The organism is Pseudonocardia petroleophila (assembly GCF_014235185.1).
Lineage (GTDB): Bacteria > Actinomycetota > Actinomycetes > Mycobacteriales > Pseudonocardiaceae > Pseudonocardia > Pseudonocardia petroleophila.
Map to the genome: position 1 here is coordinate 1,931,970 of NZ_CP060131.1, position 19,904 is coordinate 1,951,873.

The window sequence follows — 19,904 nt, forward strand, 5'->3', positions numbered from 1 at the left end:
CACCTCCGACTGTCGCCGCCCGGCGTGGCAGCGATCACCCTTCGTATCGCAAGGGTCCACAGAATGTTGCACCCCCGACGAGTGGCGGGGCAATCGTGCGCCGCCGAAAGGTCACTCTCGGCGGTGTCCGGCACTCTTTCGAGTGAACGGCCGAACGACGACACCGTGACATCGTGGTGAACGGCGGTGTCGCGTCACCGTGGATCGACGATGTCGCCGAACGGTCGTTTCAGCACGACCAGCGGTCAGCAGCAGCGTGCCGACGGTGCGTGATCGCCACGATCGGTGTGTTTCCGCCAGAACTCGCGCTCGGCCATCGGCGGCACCCCGGGATGGTGCGCGACGTGGTGGGTCACGTAGCGCTCGTAGGCCTGCTCCCCGGCGAAGCCGCGCAGCAGCTGCCACGCCTCGCGCAGCCCCTCCCGCACGCTCACGTCGGCTCCCGGCTGCCCGCCGCGGCCAGCTCGTGCTCCCGGATGGCCTCCTTCTCCTCCCGGGTGGCGATGAGCCCGGCCGGGGCGACGATGGTGGACCGCACGTACGGGTCCTCCGAGCCGCTGGGCAGCGGGCCCCCGCGCAGCGCGGTGACCCAGACCCGCATCGAGTCGATCAGGATGATCACGATGAGGCTGGCGAACAGCGCGGTGAGGACGGTGTCGAGCGTCGTGTTGAACACGACCTGCTGCATGTCCTCCACGCTCTTCGCGGTGCCCAGGCTCGTCTGCCCGGCGTCCAGGGCGGCCTGGTAGCGCTGGCGCTGCGCCCAGAAGCCCAGGGTCGGGTCCGGCGAGAAGATCTTCTGGTAGCTCGCCGTCAGGGTGACGGCGGCGTCGAAGGCCAGCGGCACCAGCGTGATCCACGCGTAGCGGGCCCGCCCGGACTTGATCAGCAGCGTCGTGCAGACCGCCAGCGCCACCGCCGCGAGGAGCTGGTTGGCGATGCCGAACAGCGGGAAGAGCTGGTAGATCCCGCCGAGGGGGTCGTTGACGCCCGCGTAGAGCAGGTAGCCCCACGCGCCGACGATGATCGCGCTGGCCGACCAGGCGGCCGGCTTCCAGGACGTGTCCTTGTACTTCGGCCAGACGGCGCCGATGGTGTCCTGCAGCATGAAGCGCCCGACGCGGGTGCCGGCGTCCACCGTGGTGAGGATGAACAGCGCCTCGAACATGATCGCGAAGTGGTACCAGAAGGCGCGCAGCGCGTCGCCGCCGAAGACCTCGGAGAAGATCTGCGACAGCCCCACCGCCAGCGTGGGGGCGCCGCCGGAGCGGCCGACGAGGGTCTCCTCCTCCACCGCGGCCGCCGCCGCGGCCAGCTCGGCCGGGGAGATCGTGAAACCGATGTTGGCCACCGCGGCCGACGCGGTCTCCACGGTCGGGCCGAGCACCGTGGCCGGCATGTTCATCGCGAAGTACAGCCCGGGGTCGAGCACGCACGCCGCGGCGAGCGCGCAGATCGCGACGAACGACTCGGTGAGCATGCCGCCGTAGCCGATGAGTCGGATCTGCGACTCCTTCTCGATCAGCTTGGGCGTGGTGCCCGACGCGACGAGCGCGTGGAAGCCGGAGAGCGCGCCGCAGGCGATCGTGATGAAGACGAACGGGAACAGCGAGCCGGCGAAGACCGGGCCCATCCCGTTGGCGGCGAAGTCGGTGAACGCCTCGGCCTGCATCGTCGGCCAGGCCACCAGGATCGACACCGCGAGCAGGACGATGACGCCGATCTTCATGAAGCTCGACAGGTAGTCGCGCGGCGCGAGGAGCATCCAGACCGGGAGCACCGAGGCGACGAAGCCGTAGATCACCAGGCCGAGGGTGAGCTGGTTGGCGGACAGCGTGAACGCCTCGGCCAGCGGCGAGTTGTCGATCCACCCGCCCGCGACGATGGCCAGCAGCAGCAGCGCCACGCCGATGACCGAGCCCTCGATGATCTTCCCCGGCCGGATGTAGCGCAGGTAGCAGCCCATGAACAGGGCGATGGGGATCGTCATGACCAGGGAGAACGTGCCCCACGGCGACTTGGCCAGCGCCTGGACGACGACCAGGGCGAGCACGGCCAGCAGGATGATCATGATGGCGAGCACGGCGATCAGCGCGGCGATGCCGCCCACCGGGCCGATCTCCTCGCGCGCCATCTGGCCGAGGCTCCGGCCGCCGCGGCGGGTGGAGAAGAACAGCGTGACCATGTCCTGCACGGCCCCGGCGAAGATGACGCCGACGATGATCCAGATCGTGCCGGGCAGGTAGCCCATCTGCGCGGCCAGCACCGGCCCGACGAGCGGGCCCGCGCCTGCGATGGCGGCGAAGTGGTGGCCGAAGAGCACGCGGCGGTCGGTGGGCTGGAAGTCCTGCCCGTCGTCGAGCCGCTCGGCGGGGGTGGCGCGGGTGTCGTCGACCTGCAGCACCTTGCGCGAGATGAACCGCGAGTAGAAACGGTAGCCGATGGCGTAGGACGCCAGCGCGGCGAAGACCAGCCAGCCGGCCGAGATCTCCTCGCCGCGGCTCAGCGCGACGACCCCCCAGGCCACGGCGCCCACCAGGGCCACCGCCGACCAGATCAGGATCTGCCGCAGGTCCGGTCGCCTGCGCGCCGTCCCGTCGGGCTGCCGCGCGCCCGACATCTCCGTGGTGGCCACGTCGCCCACACCCCTCGAGTCCTCGCGGAGCCCCCCGACGGCTCCGCGTGTGTGGCGACCATAAGGCCCGGACCGTGCGCTGTCAGCCGTCCGGGTGCACCGATCCGGAGACGACGAACGGCCCGCCGCGGGTGCGGCGGGCCGTCCGGTCCGGTGGGTCAGGCGCCGAGGCGGAGCTTGAGGGCCTCCAGCTCGTCGCGCATCGACGTCGGCAGGCCGTCCCCGATCTTGTCGAACCACTCCTCGATGAGCGGGATCTCGGCCTTCCACTCCTCGACGTCGACGGCCAGCGCGGCGTCGATGTCGGCGATCGCCGAGTCGAGCCCGTCGAGGTCCATCTGGTCCGAGGTGGGGACGTAGCCGATCGCGGTCTCGGTGGCCGCGGCCGTGCCCTCCATGCGCTCGATGCACCACTTGAGGACGCGGCTGTTCTCGCCGAACCCGGGCCACAGGAACTGGCCCTCGTCACCGCGGCGGAACCAGTTGACGTAGAAGATCTTCGGCAGCTTGTCGGCGTCGGCGCCCTTGCCGACGTTCACCCAGTGCTGGAAGTACTCGCCGACGTTGTAGCCGAGGAACGGCAGCATCGCCATCGGGTCGCGACGGACCTGGCCGAGACCGCCTGCCGCGGCCGCCGTCTTCTCGCTCGACATGGTGGCGCCCATGAACGTGCCGTGCTGCCAGTCGCGGGCCTCGGTGACCAGCGGGACGGTGGTCTTGCGGCGCCCGCCGAACAGGATCGCCGAGATCGGCACGCCGCGGGGGTCCTCCCACTCCGGCGCGACGACCGGGCACTGCCCGATCGGCACGGTGTAGCGGGAGTTGGGGTGGGCGGCGTCGGTGCCGGACTCGGGCGTCCAGTCGTTGCCCTTCCAGTCCGTCAGGTGCTGCGGGTCGCCCTCGAGGCCCTCCCACCACACGTCGCCGTCGTCGGTGAGGGCGACGTTGGTGAACAGCGCGTTGCCCTCGTCGATGGTGCGCATCGCGTTGGGGTTGGTCTTCCAGTTGGTGCCCGGCGCGACACCGAAGAAACCGAACTCGGGGTTCACCGCGTAGAGGCGGCCGTCCTCGCCGAAACGCATCCACGCGATGTCGTCGCCGACGGTCTCGGCGCGCCATCCCGGAATGGTCGGCTGCAGCATCGCGAGGTTGGTCTTGCCGCAGGCCGACGGGAATGCCGCCGCGACGTAGTACGCCTTCTCCTCCGGCGAGATCAGCTTGAGGATGAGCATGTGCTCGGCCATCCAGCCCTCGTCGTGGGCGATGGCCGAGGCGATGCGCAGGGCGTAGCACTTCTTGCCGAGCAGGGCGTTGCCGCCGTATCCGGAGCCGTAGCTCCAGATCTCGCGGGTCTCGGGGAAGTGGCTGATGTACTTCTCGGTGTTGCACGGCCACGCGACGTCGGCCTGGCCCGGCTCGAGCGGGGCGCCGACCGAGTGCAGGCACTTGACGAACGAGTCGCCGCGCTCGGCGAACAGCGGCAGCACCGAGGCGCCCATCCGCGTCATGATCCGCATCGAGGCGACGACGTACTCGGAGTCGGTGATCTCCACGCCGAGCATCGGCGGGGTGGCGTCGAGAGGGCCCATGCAGAACGGGATGACGTACATCGTGCGACCGCGCATGGAACCGCGGTACAGATCCGTCATCGTCGACTTCATCTCGGTGGGATCGACCCAGTTGTTGGTCGGGCCCGCCCCGGACTGCTCCGCGGAACAGATGAAGGTGCGCTCTTCGACGCGCGCGACATCGTCGGGATCGGACGCGGCGTAGAACGAATTCGGTTTCTTCTCGAGGCGCGTGAAGGTGCCGGCATCGACGAGAGCGGTCGTCATCCGCTCCCACTCCTCGTCGGACCCGTCGACCCAGACGACGCGGTCCGGCGTGGTCAGTTCGGCCACCTCACGGACCCAGGAGAGCAGTCGCGTGTTGTCGGTCGGCGACTCGTCGAGCCCTGGCACGGTGGCTGCTGTCATGTTCGTCCTGTCTCCTCACCGGCGGACCGGGTCATTCGGGAACGCTGCGCGCGCCCGAGCCGTGGGAACGGCCGGACGCGCCTGTCGAAGATGAATAGCGACGGTACCGGCGGTGTCCGGCTTTCCCCACCGCTGGCCGCTGTCGATTCACTCACAGAACCGGTCAACTAATCGATTCAGTAGAGGTCACGGCCCCATTACCCCCGGGCTCATGGTGACGTGCGCGACGTTCGGGCCCGGTTGCTCCGCCTGGACCGCTCGTCCGGCCGGGCGTAGCGTTTCGCCCGTATCAGGCCGTACCGAGGGAGCGCGAAGATGAGCGACACCGCCATGTACGTCACGCTGCTCGTGGTCGCGATCGCCCTGACGTTCCTCGTCGGCCGCCTGCTGGTCACCGCGGGCGAGCCGTTCCTGCAGGAGGTGTTCCAGGACACCAAGGTCACGCGGTCGGTCAACCTGCTGCTCTCGGTGTTGTTCCACCTGATCACCCTGGGCGTGCTGGCGATCATCTCGGTGGTCGACATCGCCGGGGGTCAGGAGCCGCTGCAGAACTTCGTCGTCAAGCTCGGTGTGGTGCTGCTGGTCCTCGGCGTCGCCTACGGTGTCTCGATGCTGGTGCTGATCCGCGTCCGCGAGCGCCGCCGCGTCGACCAGGTCTCCGAGCAGGTGCAGGAGCGGCTCGCGGAGCGCTCCGCCCCCGCCCCGCGGCCCGCTGCCGACGAGCGCATCAGCACGCAGCCGGTGATCCCGAAGCAGCCCTGAGTCCCGTCAGGCGCGGGGCCGGAGCCCGACCGCCACGACCGCCGCGACGGCGACGAGCACTCCCGCCCCGACCGTCGCGGTGACGCCGACGCCCGCGTCGAAGGCCGCACGCGCCGAGGCCAGCAGGTCGGCGCCGTCCGCACCGCCGATCCGGTCGGCCGTGCCGCTCGCGCCGGCGAGGGTCTCGCGCGCGGAGTCCGCCCAGCTGGGCCCGATGCCGCCGGGGACCGTCACGCCGCCCCGGTAGACCGCGGCGAGCACGCTGCCGAGGACGGCCGTGCCGAGCACGGCACCGATCTCATACGCCGTCTCCGAGACCGCCGACGCCGACCCGGCGCGGTCGGCGGGGACCGCGGAGAGGATCGCGTCGTTGGTGATCGTCTCCGACAGCCCGATCCCGGCCCCGACGAGCACGGTGGCCACCGCGAGCAGGCCGACCGCGGACGCCCCGGTGAGCTGCGTGCACAGGACGTAGCCGGCCGCGGCGAGCAGCAGGCCCGTCGGCACGAGCACGCGCAGCGGGAAGCGGCGGGCCAGCCGGCTGGCCGCGAGTCCGGCCACCATCGTCGTCGCGAAGCCGGGGAGCAGGACCAGCCCGGCGTCGAGCGGGTCGAGCCCGGCGACGAGCAGCAGGTGCTGCGCCGAGAAGAACAGCAGCCCGGTGAGCGCGAACATCGTCGTCGCGTTGGCCAGTGCGGACAGCCGCAGCACGGGCGAGGAGAACAGCGTGACGTCGAGCAGCGGCTCCTCGCCCGCGGCGATCCGGGCGCGGGCGCGGCGGACGAACAGCACGGCCGAGGCGGCGCCGACGAGCAGCGACAGCACCGCGGTGGCGGTGACGCCGTCGTGCGCGACGGTCTTGACCGCGAGCACGGTGGGGCCCATGGCGAGCAGCGAGAGCAGCACGCCGATCGGGTCGAGCCGCCCGGGCTCCGCCATCCGCGACTCGGGCAGCAGCACCGCGCCCGCCACCAGGATCAGCAGCATCAGCGGCACGTTCACCAGGAACACCGCGCCCCACCAGAAGTGGGCGAGGAGCAGGCCGCCGACGATCGGGCCGACGGCGGCGCCCGCCGCGAAGCCGGTGGCCCAGATCGCGACCGCGAGGCGCCGCTGCGTGCGGTCCGGGAACAGGGTGCGCAGCAGGGCGAGCGTCGCCGGCATGAGCATGGCGCCGAAGAACCCGAGCAGGGCGCGGGCGGCCACGAGCTGGGCGGCGTCGGTGGCGAACGCGGCGGCCAGCGACACGGCCCCGAACCCGCCGACGCCGATCAGCAGCGTGCGTCGCCGGCCGATCCGGTCGCCGAGCGTGCCCATCGTGACGAGCAGTCCGGCGAGCACGAGCGGGTAGACGTCGACGATCCACAGCTGCTGCGTGGCCGACGGCGACAGCGCCTCGCTGATGGCGGGCAGGGCGAAGCTCAGGACCGTGTTGTCGACCGCCACCAGGAGCGTGGGCAGGAACAGCACGGCGAGGCCCGCCCATGCGCGGAGTCCGGCGCGGGCGTCGACGGGGCGGGGGGCGATGACGGTCATGACGGTTCCTCACGCGTTCGTATACCGTCCGGACGGTACAGTAGCGCTCGGCATTCCCGGCCCGTCCGCGTCGTGGCCTCGGCCACCTAGACTCGGCCGATGACCGGCGCCCGCGACCGCGTGCTGGACGCGTACGAGACCCTCCTGATCGACCACGGCCCCGGCGCGGCCACGCTCGACGCCGTCGCCGCCGCGGCCGAGGTCTCCAAGGGCGGGCTGCTCTACCACTTCGCGTCCAAGGACGCACTGGTCGCCGGCCTGCTGGACCGGTTGCGGGAGCGCAGCGCCGCCGACGCCGACGCGATCCGCACCTCCCCCGACGGCGCCGTCGCCTACTACCTGCGCACGTCCGCCCCGGGTGGCCCGGTCCCCGGTGGGGTCACCCGGAGCTACCTCGCGGTCCTGCGGATCTCCGAGGGGAGCGCGACGGGCCAGGCGATCCGCGACGCGCTGGCCGAGGTCGACGCCGACGCCTTCGCCGCACTGCGGGCGGAGCTGGACGACCCGGTGCTGGCCTGGCTCGCCCAGCTGGTGGGGGACGGGCTGTACCTGCGCACCCTCACCGGCACCCCGCTCCCGCCCGGGCTCGGCGTGGAGGACCTGTTGGCCCGGCTGCGGCAGCACTTCCCGGTCGCCGACCCCTGACCGGCGAGTGTGCCGGCCCCGCCCGGCGAGTTTGCCGCTCGGGCTCGGCGAGTTTGCCGCTGCGGCCTGGTGAGTCTGCCGCTGCAGCCCGGTGGGTTGGCCGCCCCCGTCCGGCGAGTTTGCCGCTGCTCCCGGTGAGTTTGCCGCTCCGGCCCGGTGGGTTGGCCGCTCCGGCCCGGTGGGTTGGCCGCTCCGGCCCGGTGAGTCTGCCGCTCCGGCCCGGTGAGTTGTCCGCCCCTGCCCGGCGGGCGGGCTGCTGCTGTCCGGAGAGTTGACCGCTGGGGCTCGGCGGGTCTGTCGCTCGGCGAGTCGGCCGCCGTCCGGTGGTTGGCTCTGTGGTCCCGCGAGTGTGCCGCTCTTGCTCGGTGAGTTGGCCGTTGCCGCTCGGCGAGTCGGTCGTCGGAGGGCTGCGGAGGTCGTCTCTGCCGCCCGGTCGAGATGGTGTCGACCGAGTGAGCTGTGTCGGCGAGCTCGCGGGGCGATCCGGCTCGGGCACTTGTGCCATGGCCCGGGCTCGGCGAACTGGTCGGTGGTGGGCTCGTCGGGCATGTCGGCTGCCGGTCCCGGCCCGGTCCGGGCTACTGCGGCCAGGACGCCAGCCGGTCGGGCTCGGGGTCGATCCAGGCGGTGGGGTCGCGGTTCGGGACCACCGGGCGTCTCGCCCGACCCGGCCGAGCCTCCGAGCCCGGGTCGGGCACGTCGGTCGGGGACGGCCGCCCACCCCGCCACGTCATCCGGTAGTTCATCCCAGACGACCCAACGCCCGACCGGCACAAGCGCACCACGCCGAAGAAGGCCACCATCCGAAGCGACCGTCCATGCGTCGAACGGTCCCTGGCCTGCGATAACTTGCTACTACTCGAACGCATGTTCTAGTAGGATCAGGTCATGGTCGGCGACACCCTCCAAGACGCGCACCAGCACCTCGCTGCCGCACTCGACGACCTCGCCGCAGCCACCACCCACGCCTCCGAGAACGACCTCATCTCGCTTCTGACCGTCTGCGAGGGACTCACCCGGCGGGTCGAGGCGATCTCCAGTGCCGCGGTGGCCGTCCTGGATGACCGGGGCACGTTCCTGTCGCGCGGTTATCCGAGCACCGCGGCCGCTCTGTCGGACCTGTTGTCCTGGGACCAGCGGCAGGCGCGGTCCTTCACCGCTGCCGCTACCGACGTCCACGGCCGCACCACTCTCAGCGGGGAACAGCTCCCCGCGCGGATGCCCGCCACCGCCGCCGCCCTCGACGAGGGACTGATCGGGTGGCGACACGTCGAGGTCATCCACCGCGTCCTGGGCACCCGGGCTGCTGAACGGCTCACCACATCAGCGTGGACCGGCGCGGAGGCGCAGCTCGCCGAGTACGCCCAGCAGGCCAAGCCAGGACAACTGCTCAGCTTCGGCACCCTGCTGATCGACCGGTTGGATCAGGACGGGCCCGAACCCGACGACACCCCGCCACCGGTGAACGAGCTGCGCCTGACCCGTCACCGCGGCGGGGCCGGTGGGTCGGTGAAGGGCCGGTTCGGAGACCCCGCCCTCTACGACGCCATCGCCGCCGTGATCGACGCCAAGGCCAAGCCGCTCACCGCCGACGACGACCGGACCGCGGCCCAGCGACAAGCCGAAGCACTCGCCGACGTCTGCGGCTACGTCCTCGACCACGGCGACGACCTCCCCGAGACCGGCGGCCGCCGACCCCACCTCACCGTGACCATCCGCTTGGAAGACCTCGAGGCACGGGCACGCGGGGCGATGTTGGAGTTCGGCGGCACCATCACCCCCGCCACCCTGCGCACACTGGCCTGCGACGCCGGCGTGATCCCGATCGTCATGAACGGCGACAGCCAACCCCTCGACGTCGGCCGGGAGAAGCGGACCATCCCCGACGGACTCCGCAAAGCCATCACCGTGCGAGACCGCGGCTGCGCCCACCCCGGATGCGACCGACCACCCTCCTGGTGCGACGTCCACCACGTGGATCACTGGGGGCATGAAGGTCCCACGGAGCTGAACAACCTGGTCATGCTGTGCAAGGCCCACCACCGCCAGATCCACCACTCGGACTGGACCGTCCGGATCCGCGACGGGCTACCGGAGTTCGTCCCACCCCGATGGATCGACCCCACGCGCACCCCGCGCCGCGCGATCGCACCCCACCGGATCGGATGACCGGCCGGTCAGGGTGCCAGCGCGGCCGCCACCGGCCAGATCCACGGCGACCACGCCGACTCCACGACGCTCCGCGCGAACAGCCACGTGCGCACACGACCCGCGTCGAGCCCGGTGAGGCCGGCCATCCGATCCGCCACGGCGCCGGCGTCGTCGGCGACCCGGCGGTCGTTGAGGATGTGCTGCAGCACGTCGAAGCACGGGTCGCCCAGGTACGGCTGGGGGTCGATCGGCCGCCACGTCCCGCCCGCGGCGGCCAGCAGGTTGCCCGCGTGCAGGTCGCTCACCAGCAGCACCGGCTCGAGGTCTGCGCGGGGCAGCGCCCGGTGGAGCGCCAGCCCGTCGCGCACCAGGCCGGGATCGAGGACGTCGGCGGTGAGCAGCGGCTCGACCTCGTCGGCCCACAGGTCGCACACCTGCGCCAGCGGGCGGAACGGGGCGCCCGCGGGGCGCCACAGCGCGCGCAGGGCCGCGGCGACGATCTCGTCCTGCTCGGGCAGCGGGCGGGCGTCGCGCAGCGGGGTGCCGTGGCGGGCCCGTTCCAGCAGCAGCGCGATCGTCGACCCCTGCGCCCACGACGCGTGCACGGCGACGGCGCCGCGGCCGCTCCAGGGCCCGCAGGCCGTCGGCCTCGTGCCGTCCCTCGGTGTGCCGCCGGCCGACCTCGAGGACCAGGTCGCGGCCCGCCGCGTCACGGGCGGGGGCGACCCACGCGGTCTCCCCGCCCGGCTGGAACGGGGGACCGACGGTCAGTGACCAGCGCCCGGCCAGCTGCTCGACGAGGCGGGGCAGGTCGGCGAGCCAGGCGCGGCGATCCGCGGACCCGGCGGACGCCCGGACCAGCCCGGTCGGCAGCTCTAGCCGAAGATCCATCGCGACGACGCGCGCACCAGGGTCGGGGTGGGCTCGACCGGTGCCGGGTTGCGGGCGATCTCCGGCACCGGGATGGGCAGCCGGTGCGTGGTGACGTTCCAGTAGCGGTTCTCCGGGTCGCCCGCGCGCCAGGCGTTGGCCAGCCGGGCGGTGGCGTCGGCGTCGGACCTGCGACGCGGCCGGGGGCGCATGCCGCAGCGTTCGCGGACCACCCGGTCCAGCGTGCGCCAGGCGTCGTCGGCCGTGGTGTGCACGCTGACGCTGGGCTCGCCGTCGGTCTGACCGACCAGCAGCGTGTAGGCGCTGACCATCTCGTAGGACACGGGCACGCCCCTCTCGGGCTCGAACCGGGTTTCCCGCGACGTCGTCGGCGCGCTCGCACAGTCAACGGCACCGACCCCGGCCGGGTCCTCTCCGGCGCGCCGGGTGTCGCCCGATGGTGTCCATCACGCGCCGTGTGCGACTGGTCACCCCGGGCGGGTGACCAGCGGATCGCCGGATGGTGTGCCCCTATCGGCCGAGCGACACCGACGACATCGTGAAGTCCGGCACCCGCACCGGCGGCATCGCGGCGCGGGTGAACCAGTCCTTCCACTCCCGCGGCAGCGTCCGCTCCGTGGCGCCGACCTCCGTGGCCGCGCGCAGGACGTCGAGCGGGGAGTGGTTGAAGCGGAAGTTGTGGTCGACCTCGCCCACGATCTCCCCGCCCTCCACCAGGTACACGCCGTCGCGGGTGAGGCCGGTGAGCAGCAGCGTCGCCGGGTCGACGAGCCGGATGTACCACAGGCACGTCAGGAGCAGCCCGCGCTCGGTGCGGCCGACCATCTCCTCGATCGAGGCGTCGGTCCCGCCGGTGAGCAGCAGGTTGTCGCCGGGCGGGGTGAAGGACGTGCCGAACTCGGCGGCCTCCGCGCGGGAGTAGCCGAGCTCGGAGATCACGCCGTCGCGGACCCAGTCGACGCGGCGGGTCGGGGCCCCGTTGTCGAACACCGAGATCGCGTCGCCGGAGCGGGTGGCCGTCAGGAACGGCTCGTACTCCAGGCCGGGGGCCGACGGGTCGCAGGTCAGCGTCAGGGGCAGGTCGGTGAGGCGTTCGCCGACGCGCGGGCCGTCCGGGCCGGACAGCGCGCTGCGGCCCTCCTGCGCCGGGCGCCCGTCCATCGACCAGGCCAGGTAGATCATCAGGTCCGACACGGCCGACGGCGGCAGCAGCGTCTCGTACTTCCCGGCCGGGAGCGTGACGCGCCGTTTCCCCCACTCCAGCCGGCGCGCGGCCTGCGCGGCGAGGTCCACGACGTCGACGTCGGCGAAGTCGGCGGTCGACGCGCCCACCCACGCGGAGCCGGACAGGTCGGGGGTCTTCGCGTTCAGCTCCACCGAGCCGGTCGGCTGCACCCACCGCCGCCGCACCCCGGCCGAGGTGCCGAGCCACGTCGTCGTCAGCTCGTGGCTGGCGAAGCCGTACTGGCGCTGCGGCCCGGCGAGCACCTCGGCCAGGCCCTGCGCGAACGTGCCGAACACCCCGATCGAGGTCTCGGTGGCGTCGTCGTCCCAGCTCGCGTCGGTACCGGCCGGGGCGGGCAGGTCCGACGCGTCCTGCGCGGGCCCCGCGTCGTGCGCGGACGCCTCCGCCGCGCGCACCAGGTCGTCGAGCCGGGCCTGGTCGCTGATCGTCACCGCCGTGCTGACGACGCCCGCCGCCGTCCCGCCCTCGACGGCGACCAGCGCGATCACCGTGACGCGGCCGGCGGTGGTGTGCCCGTTGGTCGTCATCGTCGAGTTGGCCCAGCGCAGCACGGCCTCGCTGGTGGACTGCACGAGCACGACGCACCCCCGCAGGTGCGCGGCCGCGGCCAGCGTCCGCTCGACGATCTCCTGCGCCCGCATCACGAGCCCTCCTCCTGGGTGTTGAGCACGGTGACGCCGCGGAAGCGCGCCGACGGGCAGCCGTGGCTCACGGCCGCCACCTGGCCGGGCTGGGCCTTGCCGCAGTTCATCGCGCCGTGCAGCACCCACGTCGACGGGCCGCCGACGGCGTCGAGCGAGCCCCAGAAGTCGGTGGTGGTGGCCTGGTAGGCGACGTCGCGCAGCTGCCCGGCCAGCTCACCGTTCTCGATGCGGTAGAACCGCTGGCCGGTGAACTGGAAGTTGTAGCGCTGCATGTCGATCGACCACGACTTGTCGCCGACGACGTAGATCCCGCGCTCGACGCCCGCGATCAGCTCCTCGGTCGAGGTGTCGCGCACCGGATCGGGTTGCAGCGACACGTTCGCCATCCGCTGGATCGGGACGTGGTGCGGGGAGTCGGCGAACGCGCAGCCGTTGGAGCGGTCCAGCCCCAGGCGCGGCGCGAACGTGCGGTCGAGCTGGTAGCCGACCAGCACGCCGTCGCGCACGAGGTCGAAGGTCGAGGTGGCCACGCCGTCGTCGTCGTAGCCGACGGTGGCCAGGCCGTGCGGCACCGTGCGGTCACCGGTGACGTGCATGAGCTCCGAGCCGTAGCGCAGCGTGCCGAGCTGGTCGGGCGTGGCGAAGCTGGAGCCGGCGTACGCGGCCTCGTAGCCGATCGCGCGGTCGTACTCGGTGGCGTGCCCGACCGACTCGTGGATCGTCAGCCACAGGTTGGTGGGGTCGATGACGAGGTCGTAGGCCCCCGCCGCGACGCTCGGGGACTTCGTCTTCTCGGCCAGCAGCTCCGGCACCCGCGCGAGCTCGGCGTCCCAGTCCCATCCCGTCCCGGTGAGGTACTCCCAGCCGCGGCCCACCGGTGGGGCCAGGGTGCCCATCGTCTCGAACGCCCCCGCGCCGCGGTCGACGGCGGTGGCCGTGAAGGCCGGGGAGATCCGCACGCGCTGCTGGGTGGTGCGGGTGCCGGTGAGGTCGGCGTAGAACTTGTTCTCCCGCACCTGCGCGACGCCGGCCTGCACGTGGTCGACGCCGTCGGAGGCCAGCAACCGCTGCGACCACTCGGTGAGCAGCTCCACCTTCTCCCGCGTCGGCACGGCGAAGGGGTCGACGTCGTAGTCGGAGATCCACTCCGCGACGTGCACGGGCTCGTCGGCGCGCTCCACCCGCTCGATCGCGACCGGCGCCAGCGTCCGGGCCACCGCCACCGCGCGCTCGGCCGTGGCCGCCGCCCGGTCCGGGGTGAGGTCGCCGTGCGAGGCGAAGCCCCACACCCCGTCGACGATCACGCGGACGGCCAGCCCGACCGTCACGTCGTCGGCGACGCCGGTGACGCGCCCGTCGCGCAGGTCGACCGACTGCGTCACGATCCGCTCGACCCGCAGGTCGGCGTGCTGGGCGCCGAGGTCGCGGGCGCGGGAGAGGGCGGCGTCGGCGAGGGCGGCCAGGGGAAGGCTCGCGAACGTCGGGTCCAGATCGGGCATGATCCGAACCTACTGGGCCTCCGCGACCATCCGCGCGTACCGGGTCCCGGCGGCGAGCAGCACCAGCCCGGCCCCGAGGAACGCCGCGACCTGCACCAGCCCGTCCAGCACCACCAGGTCGAACAGCACCAGCTTGGCCACCGCGCCCGCCACCAGCACCAGCCCGGTCGCCCGCAGCGCGGGCCGGCGCAGACCGCGGGCCAGCAGCACCAGGGCCACCACCGTCCAGGAGACGGTGACGACGGCGTGCCCGACGGTGAACGCGGTCCGGTCCGGGGCCACCAGCAGCGCCAGCGAGACGATCAGCCCGGCCGTGCCGTACAGGCCCGCGACGCCGAGCGGCACCCAGATCCCGGCGGTGCCCGAGTCGGGACGCACCACCCCCAGCCGGCCCGCCGCCACGGTGATCGCGGCCGACGCCAGCAGCACCAGCAGCGACACCACCGCACCCGCCACCAGCGCGCCCGGCTGCGCGGTCCCGTCGACGACGTACGGGTCGGCGGGGAAGTCCACGAGTGCGAGCAGCGGGGCGTCGGCCGCGAGCGCCAGCACCGTCCCGACCAGCCAGAACCCGCCCGACACGCGCAGGGGCAGCCGGTCGCGGACGGCGACCGCGACGACGGACAGCGCGATCGCGACGACGAGCAGCGCGCCGGTGGCGACCGGCCCGTCCAGGCCGATCAGCACCGCCTCCAGCACCCCGACCGCGCCGACCGCGGCGATCGCGGTGCGCAGCCGCGCCCCGACGCCCGGCACGGCGGAGAGCGTGAGGACCAGCAGCGCGGCGGCGGCCGCGACGCCCGCGCCGCCCCAGCCGTCGAGGGCGGGGGCGAGCACCAGCATCGGCAGCGGGGCCAGCGCGACCAGGGCGACCACCGCCTGCTCGGGCAGGCGGCGCACCGCGAGCGCGGCACCGGCCAGGCCGAGCAGCGTCACCGCGACCGCCGCGACGGCGCGCAGGGGGTCGTCGGAGACGGCGACGGCCGCCGCCGCCAGCGCGGGACCCACGGCGGCGAGCACGGCCGGCCACGCCCAGCCCCGGCGCAGCGAGACCGCGGCGGTCACGGCCTGCAGCGCGAGCAGCAGGGCGACCAGCAGCGGACCCTCGGCCAGCACCGGGGCCAGCCAGGCGCCTCCGACGACGATCCCGCCCGCGAGCAGCGCGGAGCGCCACCGGTCGGACAGGGCCAGCCCGGCCCCGGCCACCACCAGCGCGAGCAGCACCGCGGGCGGGCCCGGCAGGTCCAGCAGCCGGTTCGCGGCCGCCACCACCAGGTACAGCGCGCCGAACCCGGTTCCGGCCAGCGCCATCGCCCCGGCCCGTCGCGTCTCCGTGCGGTGCAGCCGCACCGCGATCGCCACCAGCACGACGCCGAGGACCGTCCCCGCCCCGACCCGGACGGCGGGCGTTCCCCAGCCGCGCGACGCGGCCAGGGCCAGGAACAGCACCACGCCCAGCAGCGTCATCGCGGCACCGGTCCAGGCCAGCAGCCGCGCGCCACCGGCCGTCGCGCGCGGCGCGGGGACGCCGGTCGGGGCCGGTCCGGACGGGGCCCAGCCCGACGGCAGCCCGGGAGCCTGCACCCACGGCGGGGCCGGGGCCCATCCGGTCGGCTGCCCCGGCCCGGCCTGCCCCGGCGCGGCCCAACCGGCCTGCCCGGGCGCGGCCAGGGCCGGATCCGGGCCGGGGTGTCCGGCGTCGGCGGGCGGGGCGGCCCACCACGGGCGCGGCCCGGCCGGCCCCTGTCCGGCGGGTCCCTGTCCGGCGGGTCCCGGCTCGGCCGCCACCGGTGGCGGCACCGCCCCCGGCCGCTCCAGCACGGCCGTGACCCCGTCCGCCCCGACGTGGGGCGCGCCGAGCAGCTGCAGCCGGGCCTCGACGCGGTCGAGCCGCTCACCGAGGCGCGCGAGCTCGGCGGTGAACGCGGCCGTCGGGTCGGATGTGCTGGTCATGGGGCCATGATCGGGTCCGGGAGGCCCGGGCGGATGCGTACGGCTACCCGGATCCGGTCACGGACGGGTCACGACGCCTGCTCACGACCACCAGCGCAGCAGCCGGGTGAGCACGTCCACCACGGTCGGCGGCTCCTCCGCGCACGGCCCGACGTCGGTGCTCCCGTCGGCGTGCAGGGCCAGGGTCCGGTCGGCGAGGCCGTCGGCGTCGAGGTCGGTGTGCAGCAGCAGGTCCCCGGACGGGGCGTCGGTGAACAGCGAGTCGGGCGTGCCGTCGCCGTCGGTGTCGAACCCGCCGGTGACGTCCGGGCAGCCGTCGTCGTCGGGGACCGCGCGGGGGTCACGCACCGGCGGGCTCTCGCGGGGCGAGCAGGGCCAGCTCGGCGTCGATCTCCGCACGTCGGCGGTCCAGTGCGGCCTCGAGGCGGGCGGTGGCGGCGCTCGCGCGGGCGGCGGTGCGGCGGGTCAGCTCGGCGTCGATCCGGGCGTGCGTGACGGCCAGCAGGTCGGTGCCCCACCGGCGGGCCCGCGCGCGGTCGACGGCCGCCCGCCGGGACCGGACGACGGCCACGAGCACCAGCACGGCCCCGCCCAGCGCGGGCAGCAGCACCGCCGGGCCCGCGACGCCGGACAGCGCGGCGAGCGGGAGCACCGCCAGCCGCCACGCGCCGGCGTCGGCGAGGACCTCGACGACCCGCGCGCGGCGCGGCACGGGCGGATCCGGCGCGGCGGGTGGGGGCGGGTCGTCCGGCGGCACCGGCAGCGCGACGCCCCGGTCGGCGCCCGTTCCGCGCTCGGCGGCGACGGCGCGGTCGGCCCAGCCCGCGTGGGCGGCCGCCTCGATCGCCCGGGCCGCCGCGGACACCGCGGCCGGCGGATGGCCGTCCAGGTCGCGGCGGACCTCCGCGAACCGGGCCGCGGCCTCGGTGAGGGCGCCCGTCCGGGCCGCCGCGAGGGCGTCGCGCAGGTCGGTGCGGGCCGGGACGAGCAGGGCCCGCAGGGCGCGCAGCTCGTGGCGCCGGGCGCGTACGGCGTCGGCGTAGCGGTCGGGCATGGCGGCACCGTGACAGGCCGCGGACCGGCGCGGGCGGGAACCGGACAGCGGTGTGCGATCGTGAACGGCCGTCCAGTCCCCCGTCGAAGGAGCCCGCGTGACCACGCGTCCGCCGCTCGGCGCGCCGCCCGAGGACCGGCCCCGGATCACGAGCTTCGTGCACCACCGCGCCCGGCTCACCGAGGGCCAGCAGCGGGCCTGGGACCGGTCGTGGCCGGTGCTGGGCCGCGACGTCGCCGACGTCGTCGAGGGGTCCGTGGCCTACGACCCGTCCGCCTGGTTCGGCCGCACCGCCCCGCTGGTGCTGGAGATCGGGTCCGGCATGGGCGAGTCGACGGCCGCGCTCGCGGCGGCCGCCCCCGAGCACGACCACCTCGCGGTCGAGGTCTTCGAGCCCGGCCTCGCGCAGCTGCTCATGCGCATCGAGGAGCTGGGGCTGACCAACCTCGCCCTGCTGCGCGGCGACGCCGTCGAGCTGCTGCGGACGCGGGTCCCCGAGGGGTCGCTCAGCGCCGTCCGGATCTACTTCCCGGACCCGTGGCCCAAGCGCAAGCACCGCAAGCGGCGCCTGGTGCAGCCGGAGGTCGCGGCGCTCGTCGCGTCCCGCCTCGCGCCGGGAGGGACCCTGCACCTGGCGACGGACTGGGAGGACTACGCGACCCAGATGCGTGCGGTCTGTGACGGTGAGCACTCTTTGGTGAACACGGCCGCCGATGCTCCGGGTGGCTGGTTCCCGCGCCCGGACTGGCGCCCCGTGACCAAGTTCGAGCAGCGCGCCCACCTCGAAGGACGCGCCGTCCATGATCTTCTCTACCGGCGCCGCTCCGCTGGGCGCACTAGCGATCACGCTTCGTGACCGTGTAGGAAGGTCGACGGCCCCGGTACGGGGAAGGGACTGCTGCGGGAACCGGGGGCGTGTGTGACGGCGTTCGTCGACGAGGACACCGTCGTCCCGACACCGCGCTCCTGCCCGGTGGACCACACCCCCACCGCCCCGCGGACGACCGCGGTCTCGGTCGACGCGGCGACGGCGTTCCTGGAGCAGTTCCACGCCGAGACGACGCCGGCGCAGACGCTCGCCGGTCGCCTCGACGAGGTGCGCCGCGAGATCGACGAGACCGGCACCTACGTCCACACCCCCGACGAGCTGACGTTCGGCGCACGGGTGGCGTGGCGCAACGCCGCGCGCTGCATCGGCCGCCTGTACTGGAACAGCCTGCGCGTGCGCGACCGCCGCGGGGTCTCCGCACCGTCCGACGTGGCGGCGGAGTGCGTCGCGCACCTGCGCGACGCCGGGCGCGACGGCCGGATCCGCTCGACCATCACGGTGTTCGCGCCGGACCGCCCCGGCGAGGCCGGTCCGCGGATCCACAACGAGCAGCTGGTCCGCTACGCCGGGCACCGCACCGCGAGCGGCCGGGTCCGGGGCGACGGCCGCTACGCCGACTTCACCGACCGCGCCGTCGGGCTGGGCTGGGAGCGCCCCGATCCGCCCGGCCGGTTCGACGTCCTCCCGCTGCTCGTCTCCCGGGGCGACGCCGCGCCGGAGCTGTTCGAGATCCCGCCCGACGCCGTCCTCGAGGTCCCGCTGCACCATCCCGAGCACGCGTGGTTCGCCGAGCTGCGGCTGCGCTGGCACGCGGTCCCGGCGATCAGCAACATGCCGCTGGAGGTCGGCGGCGTCACCTACCCGGCCGCCCCGTTCAACGGCTGGTACCTCGGCACCGAGATCGGCGCCCGCAACCTCGCCGACGCCGACCGCTACGACCTGCTCCCGGTGATCGGCGACCGCCTCGGCCTCGACACCACCTCCGAGCGCACCCTGTGGCGCGACCGCGCGATGCTGGAGATGCTGCGCGCCGTGCAGCACTCGTTCGACACCGCGGGCGTCACGATGGCCGACCACCACACCGAGTCGGAGCGCTTCCTCACCCACGTCGCCCGCGAGGAGAGCGCGGGGCGGCGCTGCCCGGCCGACTGGAGCTGGATCGTGCCGCCGGTCAGCGGCGGGCTCACGAAGGTCTACCACCGCTACTACGACGAGCCCGACCCCGCGACGCGCCCGGCCTACCTCCCGCCCACCGCCTGAGGCCCCGCGAGCCCCTGGACCTCGGCGTAGCCCAGGGGCGGGGGACCGTCGGGCTCGCGGCCGTCGCGGATCGCCGCGGCGCTCGCCACGGCGGCCGAGAGCGCGGTGCGGTAGAGCAGCGATCCCGTGCTGATCCGGCGCACGCCCGTCCCGGCCAGCTCCGCGACGGTGTGCCGCCCGGCCAGGACGTTGAGCGGGGCCGCGACGCCGTCGGCGAGCGTGCGGGTCGCGGCGTCGGTCAGCGCCCCCGGCACGAAGATCCCGTCCGCCCCGGCGTCGAGGTAGACCGCGGCCCGGCGCAGCGCCTCCTCGAGCGGACGGTCGGTCGATCCGGGCAGCCAGAACGCGTCGGTGCGGGCGTTGACGAAGACCGCCGGGGTGCGGGCCCGCACCGCCGCGACCTTCGCCGCCAGCACCTCGACGGGGGCGAGCGTGCCGTCCGGGCGCCCGTCCTCGATGTTGACGCCGACCGCGCCCGCGTCGGCGAGCTCGACCACCAGGTCGGCGACGGCGTCCGGGTCGTCGGAGAAGCCGGACTCGACGTCGACGGTCAGCAGGATCCCGCGCCCCGCCAGCGCCCCGGCCAGTGCGACGGTCTCGGCCCGGGTCGCCCCCGCCGCGTCGGCCCGCCCCGCCGCGGCCGCGACGCCCAGGCTCGTCGTGCCGATCGCGGGGTGCCCGTCGGCGGCCAGCGCCAGCGCCGAGGCCACGTCCCAGGCGTTGGGCAGGAGCAGCGGCGCGGGGCCGTGGTGCAGGCGGCGGAACGCCTCGGCGGGTGCGGTGTCCATGCCGCGACCGTAGGGCGGTGACGATGCGGCCGTCA

The 19,904-nt window shown here is 74.2% G+C and carries 17 protein-coding genes; 5 read left to right on the plus strand and 12 right to left on the minus strand.

Annotated elements, in window-relative coordinates:
* Positions 1–245: 245 nt before the first annotated feature.
* The 3 genes from H6H00_RS09745 to H6H00_RS09755 all read right to left on the minus strand — a co-directional run bounded on the left by H6H00_RS09745 (position 246) and on the right by H6H00_RS09755 (position 4,611).
* Positions 246–434 (minus strand): YbdD/YjiX family protein, encoded by a 189-nt coding sequence (locus H6H00_RS09745; protein WP_185720974.1) that lies wholly within the window; start codon positions 432–434, stop codon positions 246–248.
* Entirely contained in the window at positions 431–2,620 is a 2,190-nt protein-coding gene (locus tag H6H00_RS09750) for a carbon starvation CstA family protein (RefSeq protein ID WP_185722296.1), read from the minus strand. Before H6H00_RS09750 ends, H6H00_RS09745 begins: the two co-directional genes overlap by 4 nt.
* Before the next feature lie 173 nt (positions 2,621–2,793).
* Complete coding sequence (locus H6H00_RS09755; RefSeq protein WP_185720975.1) at positions 2,794–4,611, minus strand: phosphoenolpyruvate carboxykinase (GTP); 1,818 nt, start codon at positions 4,609–4,611, stop codon at positions 2,794–2,796.
* Positions 4,612–4,926: 315 nt separating this feature from the next.
* Between H6H00_RS09755 and H6H00_RS09760 the strand changes: the two genes are divergently transcribed.
* Positions 4,927–5,373, plus strand: a complete 447-nt coding sequence (locus H6H00_RS09760; protein WP_185720976.1) for a hypothetical protein — start codon at positions 4,927–4,929, stop codon at positions 5,371–5,373.
* 6 nt (positions 5,374–5,379) lie between these two features.
* On the opposite strand, the gene H6H00_RS09765 is transcribed toward H6H00_RS09760, so the two are convergent.
* Positions 5,380–6,909: an MFS transporter gene (locus H6H00_RS09765; RefSeq protein WP_185720977.1), complete on the minus strand. Its 1,530-nt coding sequence runs from the start codon at positions 6,907–6,909 to the stop codon at positions 5,380–5,382.
* 99 nt (positions 6,910–7,008) lie between these two features.
* Between H6H00_RS09765 and H6H00_RS09770 the strand changes: the two genes are divergently transcribed.
* Together H6H00_RS09770 and H6H00_RS09775 are read left to right on the plus strand one after the other, a co-directional pair.
* The gene (locus tag H6H00_RS09770; RefSeq protein WP_185720978.1) at positions 7,009–7,554 is read left to right on the plus strand and encodes a TetR/AcrR family transcriptional regulator; all 546 of its coding nucleotides are present in this window, start codon (positions 7,009–7,011) and stop codon (positions 7,552–7,554) included.
* A gap of 888 nt (positions 7,555–8,442) precedes the next feature.
* Positions 8,443–9,723, plus strand: a complete 1,281-nt coding sequence (locus H6H00_RS09775; RefSeq protein ID WP_185720979.1) for an HNH endonuclease signature motif containing protein — start codon at positions 8,443–8,445, stop codon at positions 9,721–9,723.
* 8 nt (positions 9,724–9,731) lie between these two features.
* On the opposite strand, the gene H6H00_RS09780 is transcribed toward H6H00_RS09775, so the two are convergent.
* From H6H00_RS09780 to H6H00_RS09810, 7 genes are all read right to left on the minus strand, one after another.
* On the minus strand, positions 9,732–10,418 hold the full coding sequence (locus tag H6H00_RS09780; protein WP_255425663.1) for an aminoglycoside phosphotransferase family protein: 687 nt from the start codon (positions 10,416–10,418) through the stop codon (positions 9,732–9,734).
* A gap of 162 nt (positions 10,419–10,580) precedes the next feature.
* Complete coding sequence (locus H6H00_RS09785; protein ID WP_185720981.1) at positions 10,581–10,925, minus strand: hypothetical protein; 345 nt, start codon at positions 10,923–10,925, stop codon at positions 10,581–10,583.
* 181 nt (positions 10,926–11,106) lie between these two features.
* Positions 11,107–12,483, minus strand: coding sequence for a metallopeptidase TldD-related protein (locus H6H00_RS09790; protein ID WP_221775939.1), 1,377 nt, complete (start codon positions 12,481–12,483; stop codon positions 11,107–11,109).
* Complete coding sequence (locus H6H00_RS09795; RefSeq protein WP_185720983.1) at positions 12,483–13,985, minus strand: TldD/PmbA family protein; 1,503 nt, start codon at positions 13,983–13,985, stop codon at positions 12,483–12,485. The genes H6H00_RS09790 and H6H00_RS09795 overlap by 1 nt, the downstream gene beginning before the upstream one ends.
* Before the next feature lie 9 nt (positions 13,986–13,994).
* Positions 13,995–15,938, minus strand: coding sequence for a DUF2339 domain-containing protein (locus H6H00_RS09800; protein WP_185720984.1), 1,944 nt, complete (start codon positions 15,936–15,938; stop codon positions 13,995–13,997).
* Positions 15,939–16,019: 81 nt separating this feature from the next.
* Entirely contained in the window at positions 16,020–16,286 is a 267-nt protein-coding gene (locus H6H00_RS09805) for a hypothetical protein (protein ID WP_185720985.1), read from the minus strand.
* A complete protein-coding gene (locus tag H6H00_RS09810) occupies positions 16,279–16,992 on the minus strand; it encodes a hypothetical protein (protein ID WP_185720986.1) in 714 nt (237 codons plus the stop codon). Before H6H00_RS09810 ends, H6H00_RS09805 begins: the two co-directional genes overlap by 8 nt.
* A 97-nt stretch (positions 16,993–17,089) precedes the next feature.
* On the opposite strand from H6H00_RS09810, the gene trmB reads away from it, so the two are divergent.
* Together trmB and H6H00_RS09820 are read left to right on the plus strand one after the other, a co-directional pair.
* On the plus strand, positions 17,090–17,848 hold the full coding sequence (gene trmB, locus H6H00_RS09815; RefSeq protein ID WP_379539863.1) for a tRNA (guanosine(46)-N7)-methyltransferase TrmB: 759 nt from the start codon (positions 17,090–17,092) through the stop codon (positions 17,846–17,848).
* Between the two features lie 117 nt (positions 17,849–17,965).
* On the plus strand, positions 17,966–19,081 hold the full coding sequence (locus H6H00_RS09820) for a nitric oxide synthase oxygenase (protein WP_185722299.1): 1,116 nt from the start codon (positions 17,966–17,968) through the stop codon (positions 19,079–19,081).
* Here H6H00_RS09820 and H6H00_RS09825 read toward each other — a convergent pair.
* Positions 19,060–19,869, minus strand: coding sequence for an isocitrate lyase/PEP mutase family protein (locus H6H00_RS09825; protein ID WP_185720987.1), 810 nt, complete (start codon positions 19,867–19,869; stop codon positions 19,060–19,062). The two genes, H6H00_RS09820 and H6H00_RS09825, sit on opposite strands and share 22 nt — an antisense overlap.
* Between the last annotated feature and the right edge of the window lie 35 nt (positions 19,870–19,904).